Raw genomic sequence first — 22,210 nt, 5'->3', positions numbered from 1 at the left:
GCGGCTGTGCAGCAGGCGCCGACGCAATTCCGGTCCGAAGAGGCGGGCGTCTCGCCTTGCTCCCGCGGAGCCTGTTGCAACACTGCGCGCGCTGCCGACCGTTCGGATTGATCAAAGGCGGCTTGATCAAAAGCGGTATCACTATGCCCGCCATGGTTGTGAGCGGCAGCATAGTGCTGATGACCGGCATGGGCTTGGGCAACAGATGGCGCGACTGAAAGCACGATCAGAACGATCGCGGCTCCCAGTGCGCACATAATCCGTTGCTTCAGCATGACGATCCAATTGTAGCACAAGTTCGCACTAGATACCGCCAGGGAACCGGGAATTCAAGACCGGAACGCGGCCGTGCCGGCATGGTTATCGCCGCGTTATTGTGACAGATGCCCGTCCGCGGCCCGCTTATCAGTCTCTTTTGCCAAAGAGGCCATCAAAGACTTGTCTGGCCGTTTCGCCGATCATATGCCCGGTTGCCTCGTCTCCCTTGATCATCGACGACATGAAGCCGCGGGCCTGCTGCAGCGTTACGTGGGGCGGAAGCGGCGCGACTTCCGGGTCGGTCTTGACTTCGAGCACCACCGGCCGATCGCTCGTGAGAGCCTCCTGCCAGGCCGAGCTCAGCCGATCCGGGGAATCGACGAAGATGCCCTTGAAGCCGAGCATCTCTCCGAACCTCGAATATGGAAAATCGGGAATGTCTTGGGAGGCTTCGAATTTGGGGTTGCCTTCCATTACGCGCTGCTCCCACGTCACTTCATTGAGGTCCTGATTGTTGAAGACGCAGACGATCCAGCGGGGATCCGCCCATTGCTTCCAGTATTTCTGAACGGTGATCAATTCCGCCATGTTGTTCATCTGCATGGCGCCGTCACCGACGAGTGCTATCACGGGGCGATCGGGATGCGCGAACTTGGCGCCGATGGCATAAGGCACCGCCGCACCCATCGACGCGAGGCCGCCAGAGAGTGAGGCCAGTTGACCGGTCTGCACACGGTAGTCGCGCGCAAACCAGTTGGCGCACGAGCCGCTGTCACTGGTGACGATGGCGTTCGCCGGCAACAGCGGCGACATCTCCCAGACCACGCGCTGCGGATTCACCGGCTCCGCATCCGCCATGGCGCGGCCCTCGAGTTTCTTCCACCAGGAGGCGATGTTGGTTTCGATGCTCTTCGACCAGTCCCGATCCTTCTTGCGCTTGAGCAGGGGCAGCAGCGCATTCAAGGTGGTTGCGGCGTCGCCGTGCAGGTTGACCTCGGCGGGATAGCGCAACGAAAGCATCGAGGGTTCGATGTCGATCTGGACGGCTCGGGCGCTGCCGTCCTTGGGCAGGAATTCCGACCAGGGAAAACCGGTCCCAATCATCAACAGCGTGTCGCAGCCTTGCATGAGGTCCCAGCTCGGTTCGGTGCCGAGCAATCCGATCGCACCGGTGACGAAGGGCAAATCGTCGGGCAGCACGTCCTTGCCGAGCAGCGCCTTTGCAACGCCTGCGCCGAGACGGTCCGCCAGCTCGATCAATTGAGGGGCCGTGCCACGCGCGCCTGCGCCGATCAATATCGCAACCTTGGTCCCGGCATTGAGGATTTCCGCGGCCTGGGCGAGTTCGGCATCGTCAGGCATGATCTTCGGCCGGCGATATCCGACACCCGAGCGTGTAAAGCCGTGTGCAACCGCAGGCTCTTCATAATCCTGATCCTGGATGTCTTTCGGAAAGATCAGGACTGACGGACAATTTCCGGCCTTCGCCACACGGATGCTGCGGTCAATCAGATGCCGCACCTGGGCGGGCGCCGAGGCTTCCTGAGCGAAGCCGGCGACGTCGGCGAACATGCGGTCGAGATTGAGTTCCTGCTGGTAGCTGGCGCCGCGCACAGTCGCTTCGGCCTGGCCGCAGATCGCCAGCACGGGCACGTGGTCGAGCTTGGCGTCATACAGACCTGTGATCATGTGGGTGGCGCCGGGACCGCCGGTTGAGAAGCAGACTCCGAGTTCGCCGGTAAACTTGGCGTGCGCCACCGCCATGAAGGCCGCCATTTCCTCGTGCCGGGCCTGAATGAATTCGATGTTGCCTGCGCGCTGCAATGCGCCAGTCACGCCGTTGATGCCGTCGCCGGGGTATCCATAAATTCGGCGGACACCCCAAGCGTGGAGCCGCTCAACAACAAAATCGCCGACTTTCATGGGGGGCGCTCCGGATCGAAAACAGACGGCAGGCGGGCAATGAGCCCTCCCGTTTCAACGGTCGTTCGGAGGCGACGTTCCTGTTAGCCCTTCATTGGCCAAATTCACGGTTTCGTTCGGTTTGGCGTTGCGATGACATTTTCGCCCAAAGCTTGAACCGTTCCCGATTGCCCCCAAGTGCAGAGGAGCGATCATTGTGAAATCGCTCGGAACCACCGTCATTCGGAGGCTGGATGCATACCGAGATCAACATCTTCGACAAACCCATCGAGCGCATCAAGAAAACCTGTGAGCTGATGGGCCTTGGCGCCGATTTCGACGGCAAGCTGCCGGAACTCGAAACCCACCTTGAAAGGCTGGTGGCCGAAGGTGAAACCAGCGAGGAGCGGCTGACCGTGAGCGGTCTAACCTTCGTCAAGCAGGCGCAACAGGGATCTGCGTGAGATGCCGGCGAGGCGGCGCTACGATATTTCGTCCGGGAGCTTCCAGGCTGGATCCGGAGCGCAGCACTCTTCCCTGATTTCCTTCACGTGATAGCGCGCCGGCAGAACCGGCTTGGTCGCTTCGTCGGCAACGGGAAGATCGGAAATCAGGGAAGCGTCGAGGGCCTGCTTCCAGACCTCTGCCTCGGACGGCAGGCCAGGGCCGATCTGCCGGTCGTCAGCGAACAGCGCAAAGGGCACGGGCCTCCTCCCAATCAAAACCCCGCCAGCTATCTTAGATAACTGACGGGGCTTTTGAGCTGATAATTCCGGTGGATTTCTCCTTCCTGAACTACCTGCTCGCTCCTGCAACGCGGGACGATGGATATCGTTCCCATTTTTTTCAGCTGCGGATGAAGAAATGGCGCCGCCCGTGCGATCGACAGCCCTTCCTGATTTTTGATGGGAGCGGTGCGCCAATGGCGGCTTTCGGAAGCCTGCCTCAATCGCGTGGAACTATTGCCGCTTTTTCCTGCTTGAGAACGGCGTCTTCAACCCTGGAGCGGGACAGCCCATGCGCAAACTACTATTTGGAATCGTACTCACACTACCCATCGCTTTCATGTCCCCGGCAACGGCAATGCCCCGCGGCTATCCCTTGGTCCAGGACTCCTTGGTCAAGAGCGATCTGATCGAGGTAAAGGGCGGGCACGGCCGCGGGCATGGTTGGGGCCGCGGGCACGGTTATCGTCCGTTTGGTTGGAGCCGCGGCCGGAAAGTCGGCTGGCGCGGCCGCGGCTGCCCGCCCGGTCACTGGAAGAAGGGCTGGTGCTGAACCGGCTGACGATGCCGCATTGAGACGGTGATAGGCTCGTTTCGCTCTCCGCAACCTTCTGGCGTTCGCAACCAGTCTGCTGCTGCAGACTGGTGGGACGAGCCGATCCGCCGGAAGCCGCCTGACCCATTACCGGCGGATCCGGCGTTCCAGACGCTGCTTTTGAAGTTTTGACCGCCCGGGGGCCGTGCTATTTCTGGCCACCGGGCGAACTGCCCTCAGCACCAAACTCCGGGGGCCATCCTTTTGATCGACAAGCTTGAACTTCTGCTGGCGCTCGCGAAGGAGCGGCATTTTGGGCGGGCGGCGGAAGCCTGCGGCGTCACCCAGCCGACCATGTCGACCAGCCTTAAGCAACTCGAGGAAATTCTCGGCGTCATGCTGGTGCAGCGCGGCTCCCGCTTTCAGGGCTTTACGCCGGAGGGGGAGCGCACGCTCGACTGGGCGCGGCGTATCGTCGGCGACGCCCGCGCGATGCGGCAGGAGATCAACAGCCTCAAGGACAAGCTCTCCGGTGAGATCCGGATCGCCGCGATCCCGACCGTGCTCGGCATGGTGGCGCAGCTCACGACGCCGTACCGCGCGCGCTATCCCGACGTGCGCTTTCGTATCCAGTCCTGCACCTCGGCCGACGTGCTGGGCCTTCTTGAAAATCTCGAGGTCGATGCCGGGCTGACCTATATCGAGAACGAGCCGATCGGCAAGGTTCGCACCATTCCGCTCTACAACGAGAGCTATCGCCTGCTGACGGCGCCCGACGCCATGTTCGGCGATCGCAAGCAGGTCACCTGGAAGGAGGTCGGGCAGGTGCCGCTGTGCCTGTTGACGCCGGATATGCAGAACCGCCGCATCATCGATCGCGCGCTGGCCTCCGTTGGGGCCGAGGCCACGCCGACGCTGACCTCGAACTCGCTGTTGGTGCTCTACACGCACGTGAAGACCGGGCGTTGGGCGAGCGTGATGCCAGCCAAGCTGGCGGAGACGCTGGGGTTGGCCGACTCCGTCCGCAGCATTCCGATCGTCGATCCCGTCGTCGACTACAGCATCGGCATGGTGATCCCGCAGCGCGACCCGATGACGCCGCTGATCGCGGCGCTGGTGCAGGTCGCCCGCGAGGTAGCGCCGACGCTGGAATAGATGGCGCCGGTGCCTAATAGCTTGAAGCCATCAGCCGTAAACGCGGGTAGAGCCGGTCGATGGCGGCCATGTCGCTGCGCATCTGATCGATGATCCAGCCCCTGATCTCGCCAACGACCGGCCGGATCGATCGGTCATGCGGGTGCACCAGTTCGCAAAGCCGCGGTGTCGTGGTGAGCATTTCCGAGGCCGGGACGAGAGCGCCGGTCAGCAGCCAATGCGATGCGACCGTAAGCCAGCCGAGCGCGATGCCTTGACCGAGCAGCGCGGCCTGCACCACCACCGCATAGTCGGAAAAACTCAGCGACTTGGCGGGCCCGGATCGTTTGGTGAGAAAGGTTGGGTATTCTGCAGCCCAATCGCCCGGCGTATCCGCGAGCCGGATGATGGTGTTGGCCTCGATCGGTCCATCCGCGCTGTCTGCGTCGCGATAGGCCGGGCTGCAGATCGGCAGCATGACTTCCTTCATGACCAGCGCGCCGTTCCGCTCGGGATCATATCGATCGCGAAACCGCATGCCGAGATCGACATTGTCGACCGGCCCGCGCAGCGGACCGGAGATAAGCTGGAAGCGGAGATCGACGGTCGGAAACTGGCGCTGCAGTTTGTCGATTCGGGGCATCAGCCAGTGGGTGGTGAACGCCGAGGAGACGGAAAGCGTGACCGTCTCGGTGCCCTTGCGGCGGCGGTCGATCTCGATCAGGCCGCTTTCGATGCTGCGGAATCCATCCGACACGCGGCGATAGAGGATCTCGCCTTCTTCCGTCAGGGCCGCGCGGCCATTGGTCCGATCGAACAGACGAACGCCGAGATACTCCTCGAACTGTCCGAGCATTCGGCTTACCGCGGGCTGAGTGACGTTCAGTTCGGCAGCCGCCGCCGTGAAGCTGCCGTTGCGCGCCGCCGCGTCAAAGACGAACAGCGCGTGACTGGAGGGTAGCTTCCGCCGGAGGTCGGGCATAACCTGATGTTATGCCGACGGTGAGAATTTGGCAATTGCCCCTGCCGGCCAACTCTGGTTGGCTTGCGCGACAGCCTGCCAGTACGGGCGAGATTGAAAAACGGGCGGGCAGGGACGGCCTTGGGAGCCGCCCCGAAGTGCCCGGTCTATAAGACGAGATCATGCCGGTTTCAACCGTCGCTTGCGATATCGCGGGTGACGTCGATGGCGCGCATCGGTGCACGCCCTCGGTAACGCAACGAGGTCGATCATTGGACCAGGGCGGAGAGAGCGTCGACATCAGGGCCGCGAGCAAGAACTATGACGCCGTCCGGGCGCTGGACGACGTCACCCTGAACGTCGCGCCGCGCGAATTCGTCTCCCTGCTCGGGCCGTCCGGATCCGGCAAGACCACGCTGCTCGGTATCCTCGGCGGCTTCATTCAACCCTCGTCGGGCTCGATCCATTTCGGCGACCGCGACGTGACCTTCCTGCCGCCGCACAAGCGCGACATCGGCGTGGTGTTCCAGAACTACGCGCTGTTTCCGCACATGAGCGTCGGCGAGAACGTTGCCTTTCCGCTGCGTGCGCGACGGATTCCAAAGGCGGACTGGGCTGCGAGAGTGCGCGCCGCACTCGCGATGGTCGGGCTGTCGGGCTACGAGGCGCGCGGCATCGCCCAGCTCTCCGGCGGCCAGCGCCAGCGCGTGGCGCTGGCACGCGCTATGATCTTCGAGCCGCGCCTCATCCTGATGGACGAGCCGCTGTCGGCACTCGACAAGCAGTTGCGGGAAGCGATGCAGATCGAACTGCGCGAGCTGCACAAGCGGATCGGCGCCACGATCATCTACGTCACCCACGACCAGCGCGAGGCGCTGACGATGAGCGACCGCGTGGCGATCCTCAAGGACGGCCGGCTGGTCCAGATCGATCGCCCGGAGCGGCTGCACGATTACCCTGCCGACTCCTTCGTGGCGAGTTTCATCGGCGAGGCGAGCCTGCTGCCGGTCCGGCGCATCGACGCCTGCAGCGTCGCGCTCGGGCAGGCGGTCCTGAAAAGCGCGCGCGCAATTCCGAATGGCGAGGCGCTGATGCTCGCGGTGCACAGCGAGAAGCTCCTGATTGCGGACGGCGTGGCGGATGCCGCGCTCAACCGCCTGACCGGCAAGGTCACCGACATCGTCTATCAGGGCGAAAGCCTGCGCGTGTTCCTGCAACTGGCCGACGGCACCCGTTTGAGCCTGCGTCAGCCGAGCCATTACCAGGCCTCGCGCCTGTTACCTCCTGTTGGCGGCGATTTCACCGTCACTCTCCATCCCGAAGACACCATCGTCGTGCCCAAGGCGAAGGAGAAGGCGCAGTGAAGGCAACGGGAAGGAGTGCCGATCGTCAAACCCGAGTGCAACTAACCAGAACAAGAGATGAAAATGTCCTATGATAGCTTCAAGGTTCTCACCTTCGACGTCGTCGGTACCTTGATCGATTTCGAAACCGGCGTGCTCGATGCCGTGCGCAAGATCTCCGGCCGCAGGGCGGTCGAGCTCAGCGACGATCAGATCTTTGGTTGCTATAAGCGCGGCCGCGATGCTCATCCGGAGCGGTCGAGCGAAGTGATGTTCCATGTCTACAGGTATCTCGCCAAGGAACTGGGACTGCCGACCGACGATGCCGCCTGTGACGCCTTTCAGCTCGCCGTGCTGCGCTGGCAGCCGTTTTCGGATTCGGTCGAGGCGCTGAAGCGGTTGCGCACCAGGTTCCGATTGGTCGCAATGACCAATGCCGATCGTGTCGCACTGTCATGCTATGCTCATGCGCTCGACAATCCCTTCCACGATACGATCTGCGCCGACGACACCGGGGTTGCGAAACCCAATCCGGAATTCTTCGCCTACAACAAGGGCCGGCAGTCCGCGTTCGGCTACAAGCAGTCCGAAATCCTGCATGTCGCCCAGAGCCAGCATCACGACATCGGTATCGCCCGCAAGCTCGGCTACAAGGTCTGCTGGATCGAGCGGCGCCAGGGCATGAAAGGTTTTGGCGGCACGCCTGAGGTGCCGGAGCTCACAAAGCCCGATTTCCATTTTGCCACGATGAAGGCGTTCGCCGACGCGGCGCTTGGAAGCTGACAGGGCGGGGCGGCTGATATGGCAAAGGTTTGGACCCCAATGGCACCGGCCGCCTCGCTCTGGGCGGATACGGCGGAGTCGTTGCCTGCCTTTCCGAAGCTTGCCGGCGAAGTAAAGGCCGATGTCGTCATCATCGGCGCCGGATATACCGGGCTATCGGCCGCCCATCATATCGCGAAGAGCGGCCTCTCGCCGGTCGTGCTCGAAGCCAATCATCCCGGCTGGGGCGCGAGCGGCCGCAATGGCGGCGTCATCACCGCCAAATTCCGGCTCTCGTTTCGCAACATCGACGCCACCCACGGCCGCGCCATGGCCCGGCGAATGTACGAGATCGCGCATGAGTCCGTTGAGATGGTTGAAGAGCTCGTGTCCGAACTCGGCATCACCGGAGCGCGGCTGACACGCACAGGGCAGGTCAAGGCTGCACATAACAAAGCGACGCTGCGGGCCGCGATCGACGAAGCCGCCTGGATGACGCGCGAGATGCACGACACCGAGGTCAGGATCCTCGACCCGCACCAGGTGCGCGATGAGACGGGCTCGCAGGTCTTTGTCGGCGGGATTCTCAATCCGGGCTCCGGCGGCATCCATCCGCTGAACTATCTGCGGGGCCTCGCCAGGGGCGTGGCGCAACGCGGCGTGCCGGTCTTTCAGGAAAGCCCGGTGCTCGCGCTGCGTCGCGACGGCGACGGTGTCGTGGCAGAAACGCCCGGCGGTGTCGTGCGGGCGCGCCAGGCGATCATCGCCACCAACAGCTATTCCGATTTGACGTCGGCCACCGCGCGTGTGCAGCGGACGCTGGTGCCGTTCCGCAGCGCTCTCATCGCTACCGAAAAATTGTCGCCGAACCTCGCCGGCAGCCTGATGCCGACGGGGCGCACTTACACCGAGACCAAGCGCATGATGCGTTGGTTCCGCAAGGTTGACGACCGCGTCATCTTCGGCGGACGCGGCGCCTTCGGCAAGCAGGATTCCGAAAGCGCCTTCGATGCGCTGCGCAAGGCAATGGTCGGCATCTTCCCGGAGCTTGCTGATATTCCGCTCGCGTTCAAATGGTCGGGCCTTGTCGCGATGACGCTCGATTCGGTGCCGCATGTCGGCCGGCTCGATGATCGCACTCTTTATTCGGTCGGCTACAACGGCGCTGGCGTCGCGATGTCGAGCCTGATGGGTCGTTACCTCGCGGCCCTCGTGCACGGGGAGAAGGTCGATCTCGCGCTACTCGATGCTGGCCGTCTCAAGACTATTCCATTCTATCCGTTCCGCGAACCGGCCGTCCGCATAGTGGCCGGCTGGTACCAATTTCTGGATGCGGCCGGGCGGTAAGCGTTGCCGGCCCGGCCATAACAAGAGGGATTGAACATGATGATTGCATCTTTGTGCCGGCGAACACTGCTTGGCGTCTCCCTTGCGGCGTTGGCGAGTCTTTCTGCCCGTGCCGACCAGATCACCTTCGTGTCCCAGGGCGGCGCCTATCAGAAAGCGCAAACCATCGCGATCCTCGATCCATCAGCCAAGAAGCTTGGCATCACCATCAACCAGGACAGCATCCCCGACGCCTGGCCCGCGATCAAATCGCAGGTCGCGAGCGGCAAGCCGACCTGGGATGTGGTCGACGTGCCGACCGGTTATTGCCTACGTGGCGGCGAGCAAGGGCTGCTCGAGAAGCTCGATTTCTCGAAATTGCCAAACGGCGCCGCGATGCCCGAGGCCTATCGTTCTCCATATTCGGTGGCCTACGAGTTCTATTCGAGCGTGCTCGCCTACAGCCAGAAGAAATTCGCGGCGGGAGCGGCGCCCAATAGCTGGGCCGATTTCTGGGATGTGAAGAAGTTCCCGGGCCGCCGCGCGCTGCGCAATCACCCGAGCGCCACGCTCGAGGCGGCGCTAATGGCTGATGGTGTCGCGCCCGACAAGCTCTATCCGCTCGACGTCGATCGCGCCTTCAAGAAGCTCGAGGAGATCAAGCCCAATATCACGGTGTGGTGGACTTCGGGCGCGCAATCGGCGCAGCTCCTCAATGACGGAGAAGTCGACATGGTGATGGCCTGGAACGGCCGCGTCAGTGCGCTGGTCAAGGAGGGCGCCAAAGTCGACTTCACCTACAATCAGGGCATCCTGCAGAGCACCTCGCTCTGCATTCTCAAGGGTGCGCCCAATCTCGCGACCGCGGTCCGCTTCCTCAACGAGGCGGTCGACCCTGTCCACCAGGCCAACCTGCCGCTGCATATCGACTACGGCCCGGCCAACCCGAAGGCCTTCGATACCGGAGTCATCAAGCCGGAGCGGGCCGCGCAATTGCCGAGTGCGCCGGAGAACGCGGCTAAGCAGGCGTTGATGTCCTACGCCTGGTGGTCGTCGCCGGCCGGCGAGGCCGCGGAGAAGCGCTGGGTCGGCTTCATGCAGAAATAGTTTTGCGGCAACCCGGCGCGGCGCTCGTCAGCGTGCCGCGCCATCGCAGGATCACAATGAGCAGCCCCGTGCAGGACCTCTCGGCACTCCACCAACGTCGCGAACAGCGCCTGATGCTGGCGCTGGCGCTGCCGGCGCTGCTCGTGATCCTGCTGCTGGTCGTGCTGCCGGTCGGCTGGCTCGCCTGGCAGTCGGTCTATCACAACGGCTTTACGCTCGAGAATTACCGCCGGATCTGGAGCGAGGACATCTACTGGCGCAGCTTTGCCCTCACGTTCGAGATCAGCCTGCTGGTGACGCTGCTGGCGCTGCTGCTCGGCTATCCCATCGCCTATGCGGCGAGTATCGCGCCAAGGAGGTGGGGCATCATCATCCTGGCGCTGGTGGTGCTGCCGTTCTGGACCAGTGTGCTGGTCCGTGCCTATGCCTGGCTCGCGCTATTGCAACGGACCGGGGTCATCAACCAACTGCTGCGCCAGATCGGCGTGATCGACGAGCCGCTGGCGCTCGTCCACAACAGTTTCGGCACAATCGTAGCAACCCTGCATATCCTGCTGCCATTCATGGTGCTGCCGCTCTACGCCACGATGCAGCAGATCCCGCGCGATCTGATGCAGGCCGGCGCCAGTCTCGGCGCCGGTCCGATGCTCACCTTCTGGCGGATATTTCTGCCGCTCTCGCTGCCCGGGGTGCTCGCGGGCAGTACGCTGGTGTTCGTGCTCACCCTCGGGTTTTACATCACGCCGGAGTTGCTCGGGGGCGGCCGCACCATCATGATATCGATGCTGGTGAGCCGCAACGTCGAACTCTATGACCAGTGGGGTGCCGCCAGCGCCGTCGGCGTGGTGCTGCTGGTCGCGGTCGGCCTGATCTTCTTCGCGGTCAGCCGCTTCATTCCGCTCGATCGGGTGTTGGGGCATAAATGACGATGTCCCGCCCATTCCGCATTGCCCTGGTCGTGACCTGCGCACTGGTGCTGCTCTATCTCATCCTGCCGATCCTGATCATCGCGCCGATGTCGTTCTCGGCCGCGCGGTTTCTGACCTTTCCGCCGCCGTCGCTGTCGCTGCGCTGGTATCAGGAGTATGTCGGCAATCCGGCATGGATGCAGGCGACCCGCGTGACGCTGACGGTTGCGGTGCTCACCGTGGTTATCGCAACCCCGCTGGGCGTTGCTGCGGCATACGCGATCAGCCAGTCGAAATGGCGCATTATGCGGCTGATCCACATGACCTTGCTGCTGCCGCTGGTGGTGCCGATCATCATCACTGCGGTCGGCATCTTCTTCGTCTTTGCCAAGGTCGGCCTGGTCTCGACCATGGCCGGCCTCGTGCTCGCCAATGTCATGCTGGGCCTGCCCTATGTCGTCATCTCGGTCGCGGCCGGGTTGCAGAGCTTCGATGCCACGCAGGAGATGGTGGCGCGCAGCCTCGGCATGAACCGGCTGCGCAGCTTCTTTGTGGTGACACTGCCGCAGATCAAGGCCAGCGTGATCGCAGGCGGCATCTTCGCCTTCATCTCTGCGATGGACGAGACCATCGTCGCCCTGTTCATTTCCGGCGGTCAGTATCAGCCGCTGACCAAGCGGATGTTCACCGCGCTCCGCGACGAGATCGATCCAACGATTGCGGCCATCAGCACGCTGATGACCGCGGTCTCGTTCATGCTGGTCCTGGTTGCAACGACCCGGTCAAAGAAGGGCGCGTGAACGGCAAGTCAGGCTGCGACCTGATCCTCTGCCTCGGTTGAACGCGCCTCGCGCGGCAGCACGATGCGGACGACGGTGCCGGTGCCGAGCTTGGAGCGCAGCCGCATCGTGCCGCCATGCAGGCTGGTCAGTGATCTTGCGATCGCAAGCCCAAGGCCCGAGCCCTGGTAGGTCTTGGTGAGCTGGCTCTCGACCTGCTCGAACGGCTTGCCCAGCCGCCGCAGCGAAGCCGGCGCGATGCCGATGCCGGTATCGGCGATCATCAGCACGATTGAGTTGGGCAGCACGTGGCTGCGCACGGTGACCTTGCCGTCGTCGGGGGTGAACTTCACGGCATTGGACAACAGGTTGACGAAGATCTGCTTGACCGCGCGGCGGTCGGCCAACACGGAAATCGTGCTTTCGATGTCCGCGTCCAGCGTCAGGTTCTTGTCTTCGGCACGCCCGGACACCACGCGCAGCGATTCCGCCAGGATTTTCGAGAGGTCGAGCTGCTCCATGTCGAGCTTCATGCGGCCCGCCTCGATCTTCGACATGTCGAGGATGTCGTTGATGACTTCGAGCAGGTATTTGCCGCTGGTCAGGATGTCGTGGCAGTACTCCTGATACTTGTCGGAGCCGAGCACGCCGAACATGCCGCTGCCCATGATCTCGGAGAAGCCGATGATGGCGTTCAGCGGGGTGCGCAGCTCGTGGCTCATATTGGCGAGGAACTTCGATTTCGCCTGGTTGGCTTCCTCGGCGCGGTTCTTCTCCTGCGAATATTTTTCCGCGAGGTCGGCGAGCTCCGCCTGGGAGCGCTTCAGGTCGAGCACGTTGGCGCGCAGGCGGGAGTCGTTTTCGATCAGCTTCTGCTCGTGCTCCTTGATGCGGGTGATGTCGGTGCCGACCGAGACGTAGCCGCCGTCCTTGGTGCGGCGCTCGCTGATATGGAGCCAGCTTCCGTCGTCGAGCTGCGCCTCGAATGTGCGGGCTCCCGGCGCTTGCGCGCCGGTCTCCTGCAGTCTGGTGCGAACCTCCGGCATGCTGCCGACCTCGATCACGGTTTCGTACGACGTGCCGGGGGTCACCGCCGTATCGGGCAATTTGTGCAGGCGCTGGAAATGCGAGTTGCAGAGCACGAGGCGATCTTCCGCGTCCCACAGCACGAAGGCTTCCGGAATGGTTTCGATCGCGTCGCGCAGCCTGAGGTCGGCTTCCACGGTCTTCTCGGCGAGGCTCTTCTGCTCGGTGATGTCGACTGCGATGCCGATCAGGTGCAGCCCGCCATCGGCCGAGGTGTGGCTGAGCTCGCAGCGCACCCGCAGCCAGATCCAGTGGCCGCCGGTGTGCTGCATACGGAAGCTCTGGTCGATGTGGGTGATCTTGCCGGCGATCATCTGGTCGGCGATCGCGAGCAGGTCGATGTCGTCGGATTTCACCAGCGCGTTGACTTCGCCGAAGGTGAGGAGGTCGTTGCGGGAATCGAGCCCGAGCATCGTGAACATCGATGCCGACCAGAATATCCGGCCGCGCGAGAGATCCCAGTCCCACAATCCACAGCGGCCGCGGTTGAGCGCGGTATCGATCCGGCCGCGCACCGCGTCGTTGATCAAATCGCCCTCGCGGGCGCGGGTCGATTGCCAGTGGAAAGCGAAGCCGAGGATCAGCACGACGAAGCCCGTGGTAGCCGACAGCGTCACCGACAGGGCGGCATCTGAACCCCACAGCGGTTCGTTCCGTTCCTGGATGACGATGACCATGCCCGGCAGCGACTTGACTAGCCGCGAGATCGCCATGGCGCCGTTGCCGTTCGGCAGCGTCATGTCGCTGACGACGCCCTGCTGGCCGGGCGTGGCGAGCAGTTGCGCCGTGCTGATGACGTCGAGGATGCGATCGCTGGCGCCAAGGCTGGTTTCGACGGGAACACGGGCCAGGATCCGGTGATCGGCGCCGGTGATGATGACGTGGCGGCCGCTCGCAACGCCCCAGGCCGGGATCAGGTCGGGCAGCAGGCCCTGCAAGCGTTCGATGTTGGCGACGCGGTCCTGCCGCACCGAGGCAATGCGATCGAGTCGTTCGGCCAGGAGCTCGGTAAGCGCGGAGAGGTCGCGCTTCATGGCGGCGCGCTTCTGCCGGCTTTGGTCGATCACCTGCACGAAGGCGCCGAGGCAGATCGTGATGAGGAAGGCGATGATAAGCGTGGGCACGGCGCGGCGCAGCGCCGGCTCTGCGGTGAGCAGCCGGTGGTAGGCAGGTTTTGCGATCGATTGCGCCAATCCTTTGATCGAATCGGATTGGACACACGCGTTCGCCGCATGCGCGCGCGCCATGCTTTAGACCCCCGCCGAAGGCTCTTTTGCACAATGTCCGGAAGCACCCCGTAGCTTCCGAATCATGCCGATTTGAATCCACTTTTTTCGGGCTGTCGAGAGTCAACGATTCGTTAATTCGAAATAAATGTTGTCCAACGCGAATTAAGGCACGCTCGATGCGAGTCCGAAACGGGAACGCGCCCGCAAAGCTACGCGCGCGGCGGTTCGGCATGGCTGATGACGCGCTTGATCGAAGGGAACGCGCGGCGCAGCGCGCGCTCGATCTCGTCGACGTTCTCGTGCACCTTGATGACGCTCATCGATGGCGCGGCGCGGCAATGGAAGTTAACGATTTCGCCCGCATCGGTGTCGCGCACGCGAACATTATGGATATCGTGGATGGCGCCGTTGCCGCCGGCAAAGCGCGACAGCGCGGCCTTGATGGTCTCGACGCGCTCGGGCGCAGCATCGGTGCCAACAGGCAGCTCCGGCTCGAGCGGCTCGATGTGGGTGTCGACCTCGACGTCCTCGCCAAATTCCTCGCGGATGCTGCGCTCCAGGTCGTGGGCAATGTCGTGCGCGGCGATGAGTTCCATGTCGCCGTCGACTTCGAGGTCGATGCTGACCGTCAGCCTGCCGCCGAGATCGTGCACGGTGACATGGTGGACGGCGAGGCCGGAATTGCGGGCGATCACCATGATGCGCTCGCGCACGCTCTCATTGTCGCGCGCGACCGGCACCGCGGTGAAGGTGAGGTCGGCGTCGCCGAGCGCTTGCGTGACCGCGGCCTGCGCGGTGTTCTTGATCGCCTCGACGCGGTCGATCGGGTAGGTGCGCGGCACTTTTGCGATGGCGTCGATGAAATGCGTCGGCCCGACCATGCGCACGCGCACGCGTTCGACGCCGACGACGCCGGGCACCGCGCGGATGGCGGCGGTCGCTTTTTCGGACGCGCCCACGGGTGCGCGGTCGAGTAGGGTCTCAATGGTGGAGCGCCCGAGCCGCAGGCCGAGGATCGATATCATGACGGCAACGGCGATGGCGGCAACCGAGTCGCCCCAGGCATAACCGAGCCCGGTGAGCACGAGGCCGGCGATGACGGCGATCGAGCCGAGCACGTCGGAAGCAAAATGCAACGCGTCCGCCGCCAGCGCCTGGCTCCGCGTCTGCCGCGCCGTGCGATGCAGCGCCCGCGCGCGCCAGAAATTGACCGCGATATCGATTACCAGAACGACGAAGGGGACAGCCGATATCGTCGGCGGCGGCGCACCTTCGCGCAGCCGGCTCCAGGATTCGACCAGGATGCCGCCGGCGAGCACATAGAGCAGCGCGATGACGAAGAGCGCCGACAGGCTTTCGAACTTGCCGTGGCCATAGTGATGTTCCTCGTCAGCGGGCTGGTCGGATACTCGCACCACGAGCCAGGTGATCACGGTCGCGATCACGTCGACGGAGGAATGCAGCGCCTCCGAGATCAGCGCCAGCGAGCCGATCGCGATGCCGACCGCGAACTTCGCCGCAGCCATGCCGGCGCTGGCGAAGATCGAGATCGCCGCGACGTTGGTTTTTATGGTGGGGATAGTGGTCATGGCCGGCGGTTTAGCAGGGCGTTGTGTGGGATTAAAGCTGACAGTTGGATGCGCTATCGCCACTCATTTGCAGGAGCGATTTGTTGCGAATTGTTCCAAGTTTAAATGGCCACGCTGCGTGAGATGAGAGGGCGGTCATTGCGAGCGAAGCAATCCACTCGACACACAACAGATCGTCGTACCCGCCACCGGGTCTCGCCTTCGGCGAGCCCGATGACAGGCTCCAGCGGGTATCCAGTACGCCGCGGCTTATCGATTCAATCACTGCTGCCTCTGGGATACTGGATCGTCCGCCTTCGCGGACGATGACAATTGGGTGTCTGTCCGCGTTCTCGCGGCGCGATCCGCCCGAGCTTTGCAAATCGTTTCGCCCTACAGGAAGAGGGCGCAGGGAATGCCGGGTGCTTGCTGCACCCGCGGTCTCGTGTGCAATAGTGCGCAAAAAAACGCACACGAGCATACAGGTACAGCCGAGGCACTCCGGCATTCCCTGCGCAGTGGTTTGACGACTTATACCGAGCTCTCCCTGGAGACGAATTCCTCTTGCCTCCATCGCTGCCGGCTTGATGGGCAAATCGATCCGGTTGGATCAAGTTCGCCACCGGCAGCTTGGCACCAGCCACGGGTGTCAGGACCACACGGTTTTGCCGTACGCTTCAGCGCCGTACGTCCTGCGCGCCGTGTCCGCTCATGGCCGAAGAGCCGCCCTGCGAACAACCTCTCGCGCCTGACGCTGCCGCGTCCACCGCATCCCGCCCCACGTTCGTGACGATGGCCAACGCCCCTCTTGTCGGGACGGGACGGCGGGATTTGTAGGCGTGATTTGGGTCGGCGGCGAAGCGGAATATTTTTGCGGGCGAGACTGGACGGGGCAAATCACTTTGAAGTTGTTAAGGAAAATCGATCTTTGAAGAAAAATCGATTTTTTCGCACTGCTATTTACCGACAATGTCGCGGCTGACTTTGCCCCTGTTTGTGCACCATGAGCAGGGGCGTGGCGAACTGCCCAAGGACGACCGCGAGGCCGTTCGTCTCTACGAGATCGCTGCGGACCAAGGGGCCCCTACAGCGCAATCCTACCTCGGACCCTTAGACGCTGCATGCGTCGCTAGTTGGCCATAGCGGACATGGCATTTGGGTTTGGCCAATTCAGCTTTTGACCCAACCGGGCCTGCAACTAAATCGAGCTCATCGCAACTATCCACGGCAACTACCGGCCGATCTTGGTGACGACGCACTGCTGCAGCTTCGCGTCTGGGCCAACTAACCAATGGAGGTGGCGGGCAGCTGCTGAGGTGCCTCATTTTTCTGGAGACTGGAAATGCCGACCTGACTTAACACAAAGGCCGTCTCTGTTGTGCCTTAAATACGCTGAGAAGTTTCTTTGCACCGCGACGAACCAGTAAGTGCTGCCTGCAACAAGGCCGGCCAACACGAATGGCCAGAGTGTGGTGTCGGGCCACGGCGTGATCAGGTGTTGGCACAGCCAGCCGATCGCCGCGCCGCTTATTGCGAATACCGCAGCAGACTGGACTCGCAGAGCTTTTGTCACCCAAATAACGGCAGCGGCTGGATGGCTGACATCAGGATAAGGATCGGTTACCGCCCGACTGATCTAACTGCTTCACACCAAGGCTAGCAGTGTGCGCGTATGTCCGCTCTTGGCCTAAGCGGACCTCTACCGCTCGCGCAGCAATTCGGCTCAGTTCGTAGGATGGGGGGAGCGAAGCGATACCCATCAATGCTACCGTTCACACCGGCGATGGGTTTCGCTGCGCTCTACCCATCCTACGAAAGCACGCGTCCGCAATCTCGCGGCGAGATGCCTGGGCCTTGCAAAATCATTCGCCCACCGAGGATGAGGGCGCAGGCAGACCCTGGAACACCACCCGCGTTTCAGAGGTCGATCTGACATGGTCAACTCCAAACGTTGGATCCCACTTTGGAATCCATAGAGACGGAACACCCGGAGTTGTGACGGAGATCATATTGTTCCCTCGACTTCCGGAGCATTGTGCCGCCGCTACTGATATCCGTTGAGGTCCGGATGCAATGCACTAATTGCGCGGCCGAAGTCTCGGAGCAAAGCAAATTTTGTGGGCAGTGTGGAGCGGCGGTCGTGCGGCGCTGTCTGGCCTGCGGTGCGGCAAACCCAGCCCTAAACAAGTTCTGCCGCGACTGCGGGACCAAACTGCGCGTGGATTCTCCCGCGGTGGTACCGATGGCCCGGGACTCGCGCCCGATCGAGCGCCGGCAGCTTACCGTACTGTTTTGCGACCTGGTCGGATCGACTGAGCTCTCCGCAAGGCTCGATCCCGAAGACTTCAGCGCAATCATCGCCGACTACCGGCGTTGCATTACTGAAACCGTTGCCCGCTTCGACGGCTTTGTCGCGCGACATCATGGGGACGGCGCGATCGTATGCTTTGGCTATCCTCAGGCGCACGAAGACGACGCGGAGCGTGCCGTTCAAGCCAGCCTTGCACTGGTGCAGGCGATCGCCGCCTTGCCCGCGAAAGAGAAGTTGAGCGCGCGCGTCGGTGTTGCAACGGGCGTAGCGATTGTTGGCGATATGTCGGATAGCGCGATTTCCGAGGAGCATGGCATCCTCGGCGACACCCCGAACCTTGCCGCCCGACTGCAATCGCTCGCACAGCCCGGTGGCGTTGTTATCTCGGGGCGCACGAAGACGATCGCGGGACCGCAATTCGAGTATCTCGATCTCGGTAAGATCGAGATCAAGGGATTCGCAAAACCAGTCGCTGCCTGGCAAGTTGCCGGCAAGACAACCGTGACCAGCCGATCGCACGCTCTCCAGAGCTGCGATGTACTGCCGCTGATCGGTCGTGACAAAGAACTGGAGCACCTTCTGCGCCGATGGGAGCGGGCCAAGAGCGGCGAAGGTCAGGTGGTGCTGCTCTCTGGTGAAGCGGGGATCGGCAAATCACGACTCACCGTTGCGCTTCTGGAACAGCTTGCTCGCGAGCCGCACATTCGCCTGCAATACTTCTGCTCGCCGCAGCATACCGACAGCACGCTCTATCCAGTGATCGGCGAGATGTGGCGCGCCACCGGCTCCGCTCACGATGACAGCCAGCAAGCGAAAGCGGACAAGCTTGACGCGCTGCTGGCGCAAAGCTCGACGCCTTCAGAGGATGCAGCGCTATTTGCCGAAATGCTGTCACTACCCAACGATGGACGCTATCCTACGGTTGAAGTTGAACCACAGCTCCGCCGTCAGAAAACGCTGAAAGCTCTTGGTTCGAACGTCGAGGCGCTGGCGCGGATCAATCCCGTGCTGATGATTTTCGAAGATGCGCATTGGACCGATCCAACCAGCCTCGAATTCTTCGCCCGGGCGGTGGACCTGGCCGTGAGCCACCGGCTCTTGATACTTGTTACTTTCAGGCCGGAATTCAGTCCGCCCTGGATCGGACGGCCGCATGTGACTGGGCTTACGCTCAATCGGCTGGCGCCGTGCGACATCCATTCCCTCATCGAGGGCGTCGTCGGCAACCGATCGTTGCCGGCGGATATCCGCCAGGACATCATCGAGCGCACGGACGGCATTCCACTGTTCGCCGAGGAGATGACAAAGGCGGTGCTGGACGCAGAGGGTGAGAGTGATGTGCAGCGGGCCTGCGCAGCGGCACCGACGCCTGTCGTAGCGGTTCCGGCTAGCCTGCAGGCTTCGCTGATGTCGCGGCTCGACCGGCTCGGCCCAGCGAAACACGTCGCGCAGGTCGGCGCGGCGATCGGCCGGGAATTTCCTCACATGTTGCTGGCGGCGGTCGCGCGAAAGCCGGAAGCGGAATTGGATGACGACCTCCACCGGCTTATTGCGGCGGGTCTGTTGTTTCGAGAGGGTATCCCGCCGCATGCGAGCTACATGTTCAAGCATGCCCTTGTGCAGGACGCAGCCTACAGTACGCTGCTGCGAGAGCCGAGGCGCGCGCTGAACGCGCGTATCGCCGAAATCCTTGAAAGTCAGTTCCCGGAAATAGCCGAGAGCCAACCCGAGCTGCTGGCGCGTCACTACACAAAGGCCGACCTGATCGCGAAGTCAGCGCATCTGTGGGGCAAGGCGGGACTGCGGTCACAGGAGCGCTCGGCGCTGGTCGAAGCAGCAGAACAGCTTGGTCAGGCCTTAGCGCAACTAGCAACCTTGCCCAGCGCGCCCGACCTGCGGCGCGGACAGATCATCCTGCAAGTCGCGCTCGTGAACACGCTCATGCATGTCAAGGGATATGGCGCTCCCGAAACCAAGACGGCTGTGGCACAGGCGAGGGCGTTTATCGAACAAGCGGAACAGCTTGGAGAGTCTCCGGATGACCCTTCGTTGCTCCTCTCAGCCCTCTTTGGCCAGTGGATCGTCAATTTCATAAACTTCGATGGTGACGCTGCGCGCGAGCTCGCAAGCCGGTTTTTGCAGCTTGGCGAGAAGGAGGGAGCGGCGGTCCCGCTCCTGATCGGGCACCGTACCATGGCCAGTACGCTGGCGTTGAGGGGGGATCTCGTTGAAGCCAAGGCGCACTACGATGAAGCTCTCGCCCTCTATCGCCCCGCCGAGCACCGGCGATTGATGACGCGATTTGGCCAGGACCTCCGGGTAACGTGCCTGGCCTTTCGTTCAATGGCCTCGTGGTTGCTCGGTTATCCCCAAGCTGCGCTGAATGACGCAGAGTGCGCGCTAATGGAAGCGCGCCAGATTGAGCATGCTGCCACTTTGATGTTTACGCTGAATTTCCCGATTCTTGTGAACACCTACTGCGGGAATTACCACGCCGCAAATGAGCATCTCAAAGACCTTGTTGCGCTGGCGGAGGAGAAAGGCGCCCCGTTCCGGAAAGCGGAAGGCGTGTTACGGCGGGGCTATATCCTAACCCTCACGGGATCCGCGAAAGCCGTCGAGATCGTCACGACTGGCATTGATTTATGGCGGTCGGCCGGATCGACGATATTTACACCGGAGCAGGAGTTCATGTTGGCAATTGCGCACGCGGATTCGGGCCAGTTCGATGATGCCTGGCGCTGCATCGGCAACGCAATGGCAGCGATGCAAGCAACCAAGGAAAGATGGTGCTAGGCCGAGGTTCATCGCGTTGCCGGCGAAATCGCGCTCAAGTCGCCGCAGCGGGATGAGGCGAAGGCGCAAGCGTATTTCGAGCATTCCCTGGCCATTGCGCGAGCGCAGCATGCAAAGTCGTGGGAATTGCGTGCGGCCACCAGCTTGGCGCGGCTCTTGAACCGTCAGGGCAAGCGGAAAATGGCACGTGACCTTCTTGCGCCCGTCTACGACTGGTTCACCGAAGGACTTAACACAAGCGATCTGCGAAAGGCCAAGGCCTTGCTCAGTGAGCTTCGTTGACAGCGCCTGCCCGCCTAAGATGCGGCGGATGGGGCGCTGATCCAGCGCACCGCTAAACGCATTGCAGCGCCGCGTCCTCGCCGTCTGGACACGGTCCGTCCGCATCGTCCAAAATCGCTGGCAAAAAAGTGGAGGCGCACATGATCATTGTCGATTCCCAGGTTCATGCCTACGAGGCGAACAGTCCGAAGCGGCCCTGGCACAGTGTGCCGAACTGGCCCGATCACGTCACGGGTGACGAGATGGTAGCGGCGATGGATAGGGTTGGCGTCGACGGGGCGATCTTTATCTCGGCCTTTTCGCTGTACCGCTACGATGCCAGCTATGCGGTGGAAGTGCAGCGGGTTCATCCCGGCCGGTTCGCTATCGTCAAGCCGGTCGATCCCGATGATCCTGATGTGGCCGACGTCGTCGCGGAGTGGAAGAAGACACCGGGCGCGGTTGGAATCCGCATCATGCTGACGAAGGAGGCGAAGCGTGCGCCTGATGATCCCGGCCTCGACCGGATTGCGCGCGCGGCCGTGCGCCATGATTTTCCGGTCAACCTGCACTGCTGGGACAATCTGGACGCAGGGAGGGCGCTGATCGATCGCCATCCCGACACGCGGTTCATCATCGACCATCTCGGCATCCTGCAGCCACGCGTGCCGCCGGCGCCGCCCGAGCCTTTCGAGCCTTGGGCCGACCTTCCGAAGGTGCTGGATCTCGCCAAGCGAGCGAACGCCGTGATCAAGGTCAGCGGCGCCTGCACGCTGTCGCGCGAGCCGTATCCATTCCCTGATATCTGGGACCCGCTCGCCCGCGTGTTCGATGCCTGGGGTTTTGAGCGCTGCCTCTGGGGCACGGACTGGACGCGGGCGTTCGCGGTCGTCAATTACGAGCAGGCCATCGAGCCGTTCCTCAGGACCAGCCGCCTGAGCGAAACCGAGCGGGCCATGCTGATGGGCGGCGCCTGCATCAAGGCCTATGGCTGGTCGCCGAAGAAGGGTAGGGCGTAGGGCGGATTGGTTCTGCTGCGCCATAAGCCCCTCATGGTGAGGAGCGCCAACGGGTCCGCGCGTAGCGCGGCCCGATGACAGGCTCCGCGCGTCTCTAACCATGAGGCCCCGTCTGTGGCCTACATCCTTCGAGACGCCCGCTCAGCGGGCTCGTCAGGATGAGGGAGACCGACTGTGACGTAGTAGAAATAATTCGGCTA

Annotated in this window: 16 protein-coding genes; 11 read left to right on the top strand and 5 right to left on the bottom strand. The window is 62.6% G+C overall.

Annotation, left to right across the window (positions count from 1 at the left end; genetic code table 11):
• Positions 1-405 precede the first annotated feature (405 nt).
• Positions 406-2,181, bottom strand: a complete 1,776-nt coding sequence (locus RX328_RS31895; RefSeq protein ID WP_213251791.1) for a thiamine pyrophosphate-requiring protein — start codon at positions 2,179-2,181, stop codon at positions 406-408.
• A 233-nt stretch (positions 2,182-2,414) separates the two neighbouring features.
• Here RX328_RS31895 and RX328_RS31890 point away from each other — a divergent pair, with 233 nt between their 5' ends.
• The gene (locus tag RX328_RS31890; RefSeq protein ID WP_213251792.1) at positions 2,415-2,624 is read left to right on the top strand and encodes a hypothetical protein; all 210 of its coding nucleotides are present in this window, start codon (positions 2,415-2,417) and stop codon (positions 2,622-2,624) included.
• Positions 2,625-2,642: 18 nt separating this feature from the next.
• Here RX328_RS31890 and RX328_RS31885 read toward each other — a convergent pair whose 3' ends face one another.
• Complete coding sequence (locus RX328_RS31885) at positions 2,643-2,864, bottom strand: hypothetical protein (protein WP_213251793.1); 222 nt, start codon at positions 2,862-2,864, stop codon at positions 2,643-2,645.
• 379 nt (positions 2,865-3,243) lie between these two features.
• On the opposite strand from RX328_RS31885, the gene RX328_RS31880 reads away from it, so the two are divergent.
• Both RX328_RS31880 and RX328_RS31875 read left to right on the top strand, forming a co-directional pair.
• Positions 3,244-3,438 (top strand): hypothetical protein, encoded by a 195-nt coding sequence (locus tag RX328_RS31880; RefSeq protein WP_317258547.1) that lies wholly within the window; start codon positions 3,244-3,246, stop codon positions 3,436-3,438.
• A gap of 246 nt (positions 3,439-3,684) precedes the next feature.
• Complete coding sequence (locus RX328_RS31875) at positions 3,685-4,575, top strand: LysR family transcriptional regulator (RefSeq protein ID WP_213251794.1); 891 nt, start codon at positions 3,685-3,687, stop codon at positions 4,573-4,575.
• 13 nt (positions 4,576-4,588) lie between these two features.
• Here the strand turns inward: RX328_RS31875 and RX328_RS31870 are convergent, their stop codons facing one another.
• Positions 4,589-5,536: a LysR family transcriptional regulator gene (locus RX328_RS31870; RefSeq protein ID WP_213251795.1), complete on the bottom strand. Its 948-nt coding sequence runs from the start codon at positions 5,534-5,536 to the stop codon at positions 4,589-4,591.
• Between the two features lie 251 nt (positions 5,537-5,787).
• Here RX328_RS31870 and RX328_RS31865 point away from each other — a divergent pair, with 251 nt between their 5' ends.
• The 6 genes from RX328_RS31865 to RX328_RS31840 all read left to right on the top strand — a co-directional run bounded on the left by RX328_RS31865 (position 5,788) and on the right by RX328_RS31840 (position 11,761).
• Complete coding sequence (locus RX328_RS31865; protein ID WP_213251796.1) at positions 5,788-6,879, top strand: ABC transporter ATP-binding protein; 1,092 nt, start codon at positions 5,788-5,790, stop codon at positions 6,877-6,879.
• Between the two features lie 63 nt (positions 6,880-6,942).
• On the top strand, positions 6,943-7,641 hold the full coding sequence (locus RX328_RS31860) for an HAD family hydrolase (RefSeq protein WP_213251797.1): 699 nt from the start codon (positions 6,943-6,945) through the stop codon (positions 7,639-7,641).
• Positions 7,642-7,659: 18 nt separating this feature from the next.
• Positions 7,660-8,967, top strand: a complete 1,308-nt coding sequence (locus RX328_RS31855; protein WP_213251798.1) for an NAD(P)/FAD-dependent oxidoreductase — start codon at positions 7,660-7,662, stop codon at positions 8,965-8,967.
• A gap of 36 nt (positions 8,968-9,003) precedes the next feature.
• Entirely contained in the window at positions 9,004-10,053 is a 1,050-nt protein-coding gene (locus tag RX328_RS31850; protein ID WP_409410798.1) for an ABC transporter substrate-binding protein, read from the top strand.
• Between the two features lie 56 nt (positions 10,054-10,109).
• The gene (locus RX328_RS31845; RefSeq protein ID WP_213251799.1) at positions 10,110-10,979 is read left to right on the top strand and encodes an ABC transporter permease; all 870 of its coding nucleotides are present in this window, start codon (positions 10,110-10,112) and stop codon (positions 10,977-10,979) included.
• A complete protein-coding gene (locus tag RX328_RS31840) occupies positions 10,976-11,761 on the top strand; it encodes an ABC transporter permease (protein WP_213251800.1) in 786 nt (261 codons plus the stop codon). The genes RX328_RS31845 and RX328_RS31840 overlap by 4 nt, the downstream gene beginning before the upstream one ends.
• 8 nt (positions 11,762-11,769) lie before the next feature.
• Here RX328_RS31840 and RX328_RS31835 read toward each other — a convergent pair whose 3' ends face one another.
• Together RX328_RS31835 and RX328_RS31830 are read right to left on the bottom strand one after the other, a co-directional pair.
• Positions 11,770-14,073 (bottom strand): PAS domain-containing sensor histidine kinase, encoded by a 2,304-nt coding sequence (locus tag RX328_RS31835; RefSeq protein ID WP_213251801.1) that lies wholly within the window; start codon positions 14,071-14,073, stop codon positions 11,770-11,772.
• Between the two features lie 191 nt (positions 14,074-14,264).
• Positions 14,265-15,644 (bottom strand): cation-efflux pump, encoded by a 1,380-nt coding sequence (locus RX328_RS31830; protein WP_213251802.1) that lies wholly within the window; start codon positions 15,642-15,644, stop codon positions 14,265-14,267.
• Positions 15,645-17,658: 2,014 nt separating this feature from the next.
• Between RX328_RS31830 and RX328_RS31825 the strand changes: the two genes are divergently transcribed.
• Both RX328_RS31825 and RX328_RS31820 read left to right on the top strand, forming a co-directional pair.
• Entirely contained in the window at positions 17,659-20,730 is a 3,072-nt protein-coding gene (locus tag RX328_RS31825; protein ID WP_213251803.1) for an adenylate/guanylate cyclase domain-containing protein, read from the top strand.
• A gap of 422 nt (positions 20,731-21,152) precedes the next feature.
• Positions 21,153-22,010: an amidohydrolase family protein gene (locus RX328_RS31820; RefSeq protein WP_213251804.1), complete on the top strand. Its 858-nt coding sequence runs from the start codon at positions 21,153-21,155 to the stop codon at positions 22,008-22,010.
• The last annotated feature ends 200 nt before the right edge of the window (positions 22,011-22,210 follow it).

The sequence above is a fragment of the Bradyrhizobium sp. sBnM-33 genome, from assembly GCF_032917945.1.
Taxonomy (GTDB): Bacteria; Pseudomonadota; Alphaproteobacteria; order Rhizobiales; family Xanthobacteraceae; genus Bradyrhizobium.
The sequence above is the reverse complement of the archived record's forward strand: the minus strand, read 5'-3'. Positions and strand labels throughout refer to the sequence as shown.

Excerpts from the sequence above, each read along its gene's own strand:
- RX328_RS31895 (WP_213251791.1), bottom strand. The coding sequence starts at position 2,181 with ATGAAAGTCGGCGATTTTGTTGTTGAGCGGCTCCACGCTTGGGGTGTC.
- RX328_RS31890 (WP_213251792.1), top strand. The coding sequence starts at position 2,415 with ATGCATACCGAGATCAACATCTTCGACAAACCCATCGAGCGCATCAAG.
- RX328_RS31880 (WP_317258547.1), top strand. The coding sequence starts at position 3,244 with ATGCCCCGCGGCTATCCCTTGGTCCAGGACTCCTTGGTCAAGAGCGAT.
- RX328_RS31870 (WP_213251795.1), bottom strand. The coding sequence starts at position 5,536 with ATGCCCGACCTCCGGCGGAAGCTACCCTCCAGTCACGCGCTGTTCGTC.
- RX328_RS31860 (WP_213251797.1), top strand. The coding sequence starts at position 6,943 with ATGTCCTATGATAGCTTCAAGGTTCTCACCTTCGACGTCGTCGGTACC.
- RX328_RS31855 (WP_213251798.1), top strand. The coding sequence starts at position 7,660 with ATGGCAAAGGTTTGGACCCCAATGGCACCGGCCGCCTCGCTCTGGGCG.
- RX328_RS31850 (WP_409410798.1), top strand. The coding sequence starts at position 9,004 with ATGATGATTGCATCTTTGTGCCGGCGAACACTGCTTGGCGTCTCCCTT.
- RX328_RS31845 (WP_213251799.1), top strand. The coding sequence starts at position 10,110 with ATGAGCAGCCCCGTGCAGGACCTCTCGGCACTCCACCAACGTCGCGAA.
- RX328_RS31840 (WP_213251800.1), top strand. The coding sequence starts at position 10,976 with ATGACGATGTCCCGCCCATTCCGCATTGCCCTGGTCGTGACCTGCGCA.
- RX328_RS31835 (WP_213251801.1), bottom strand. The coding sequence starts at position 14,073 with ATGGCGCGCGCGCATGCGGCGAACGCGTGTGTCCAATCCGATTCGATC.
- RX328_RS31830 (WP_213251802.1), bottom strand. The coding sequence starts at position 15,644 with ATGACCACTATCCCCACCATAAAAACCAACGTCGCGGCGATCTCGATC.
- RX328_RS31820 (WP_213251804.1), top strand. The coding sequence starts at position 21,153 with ATGATCATTGTCGATTCCCAGGTTCATGCCTACGAGGCGAACAGTCCG.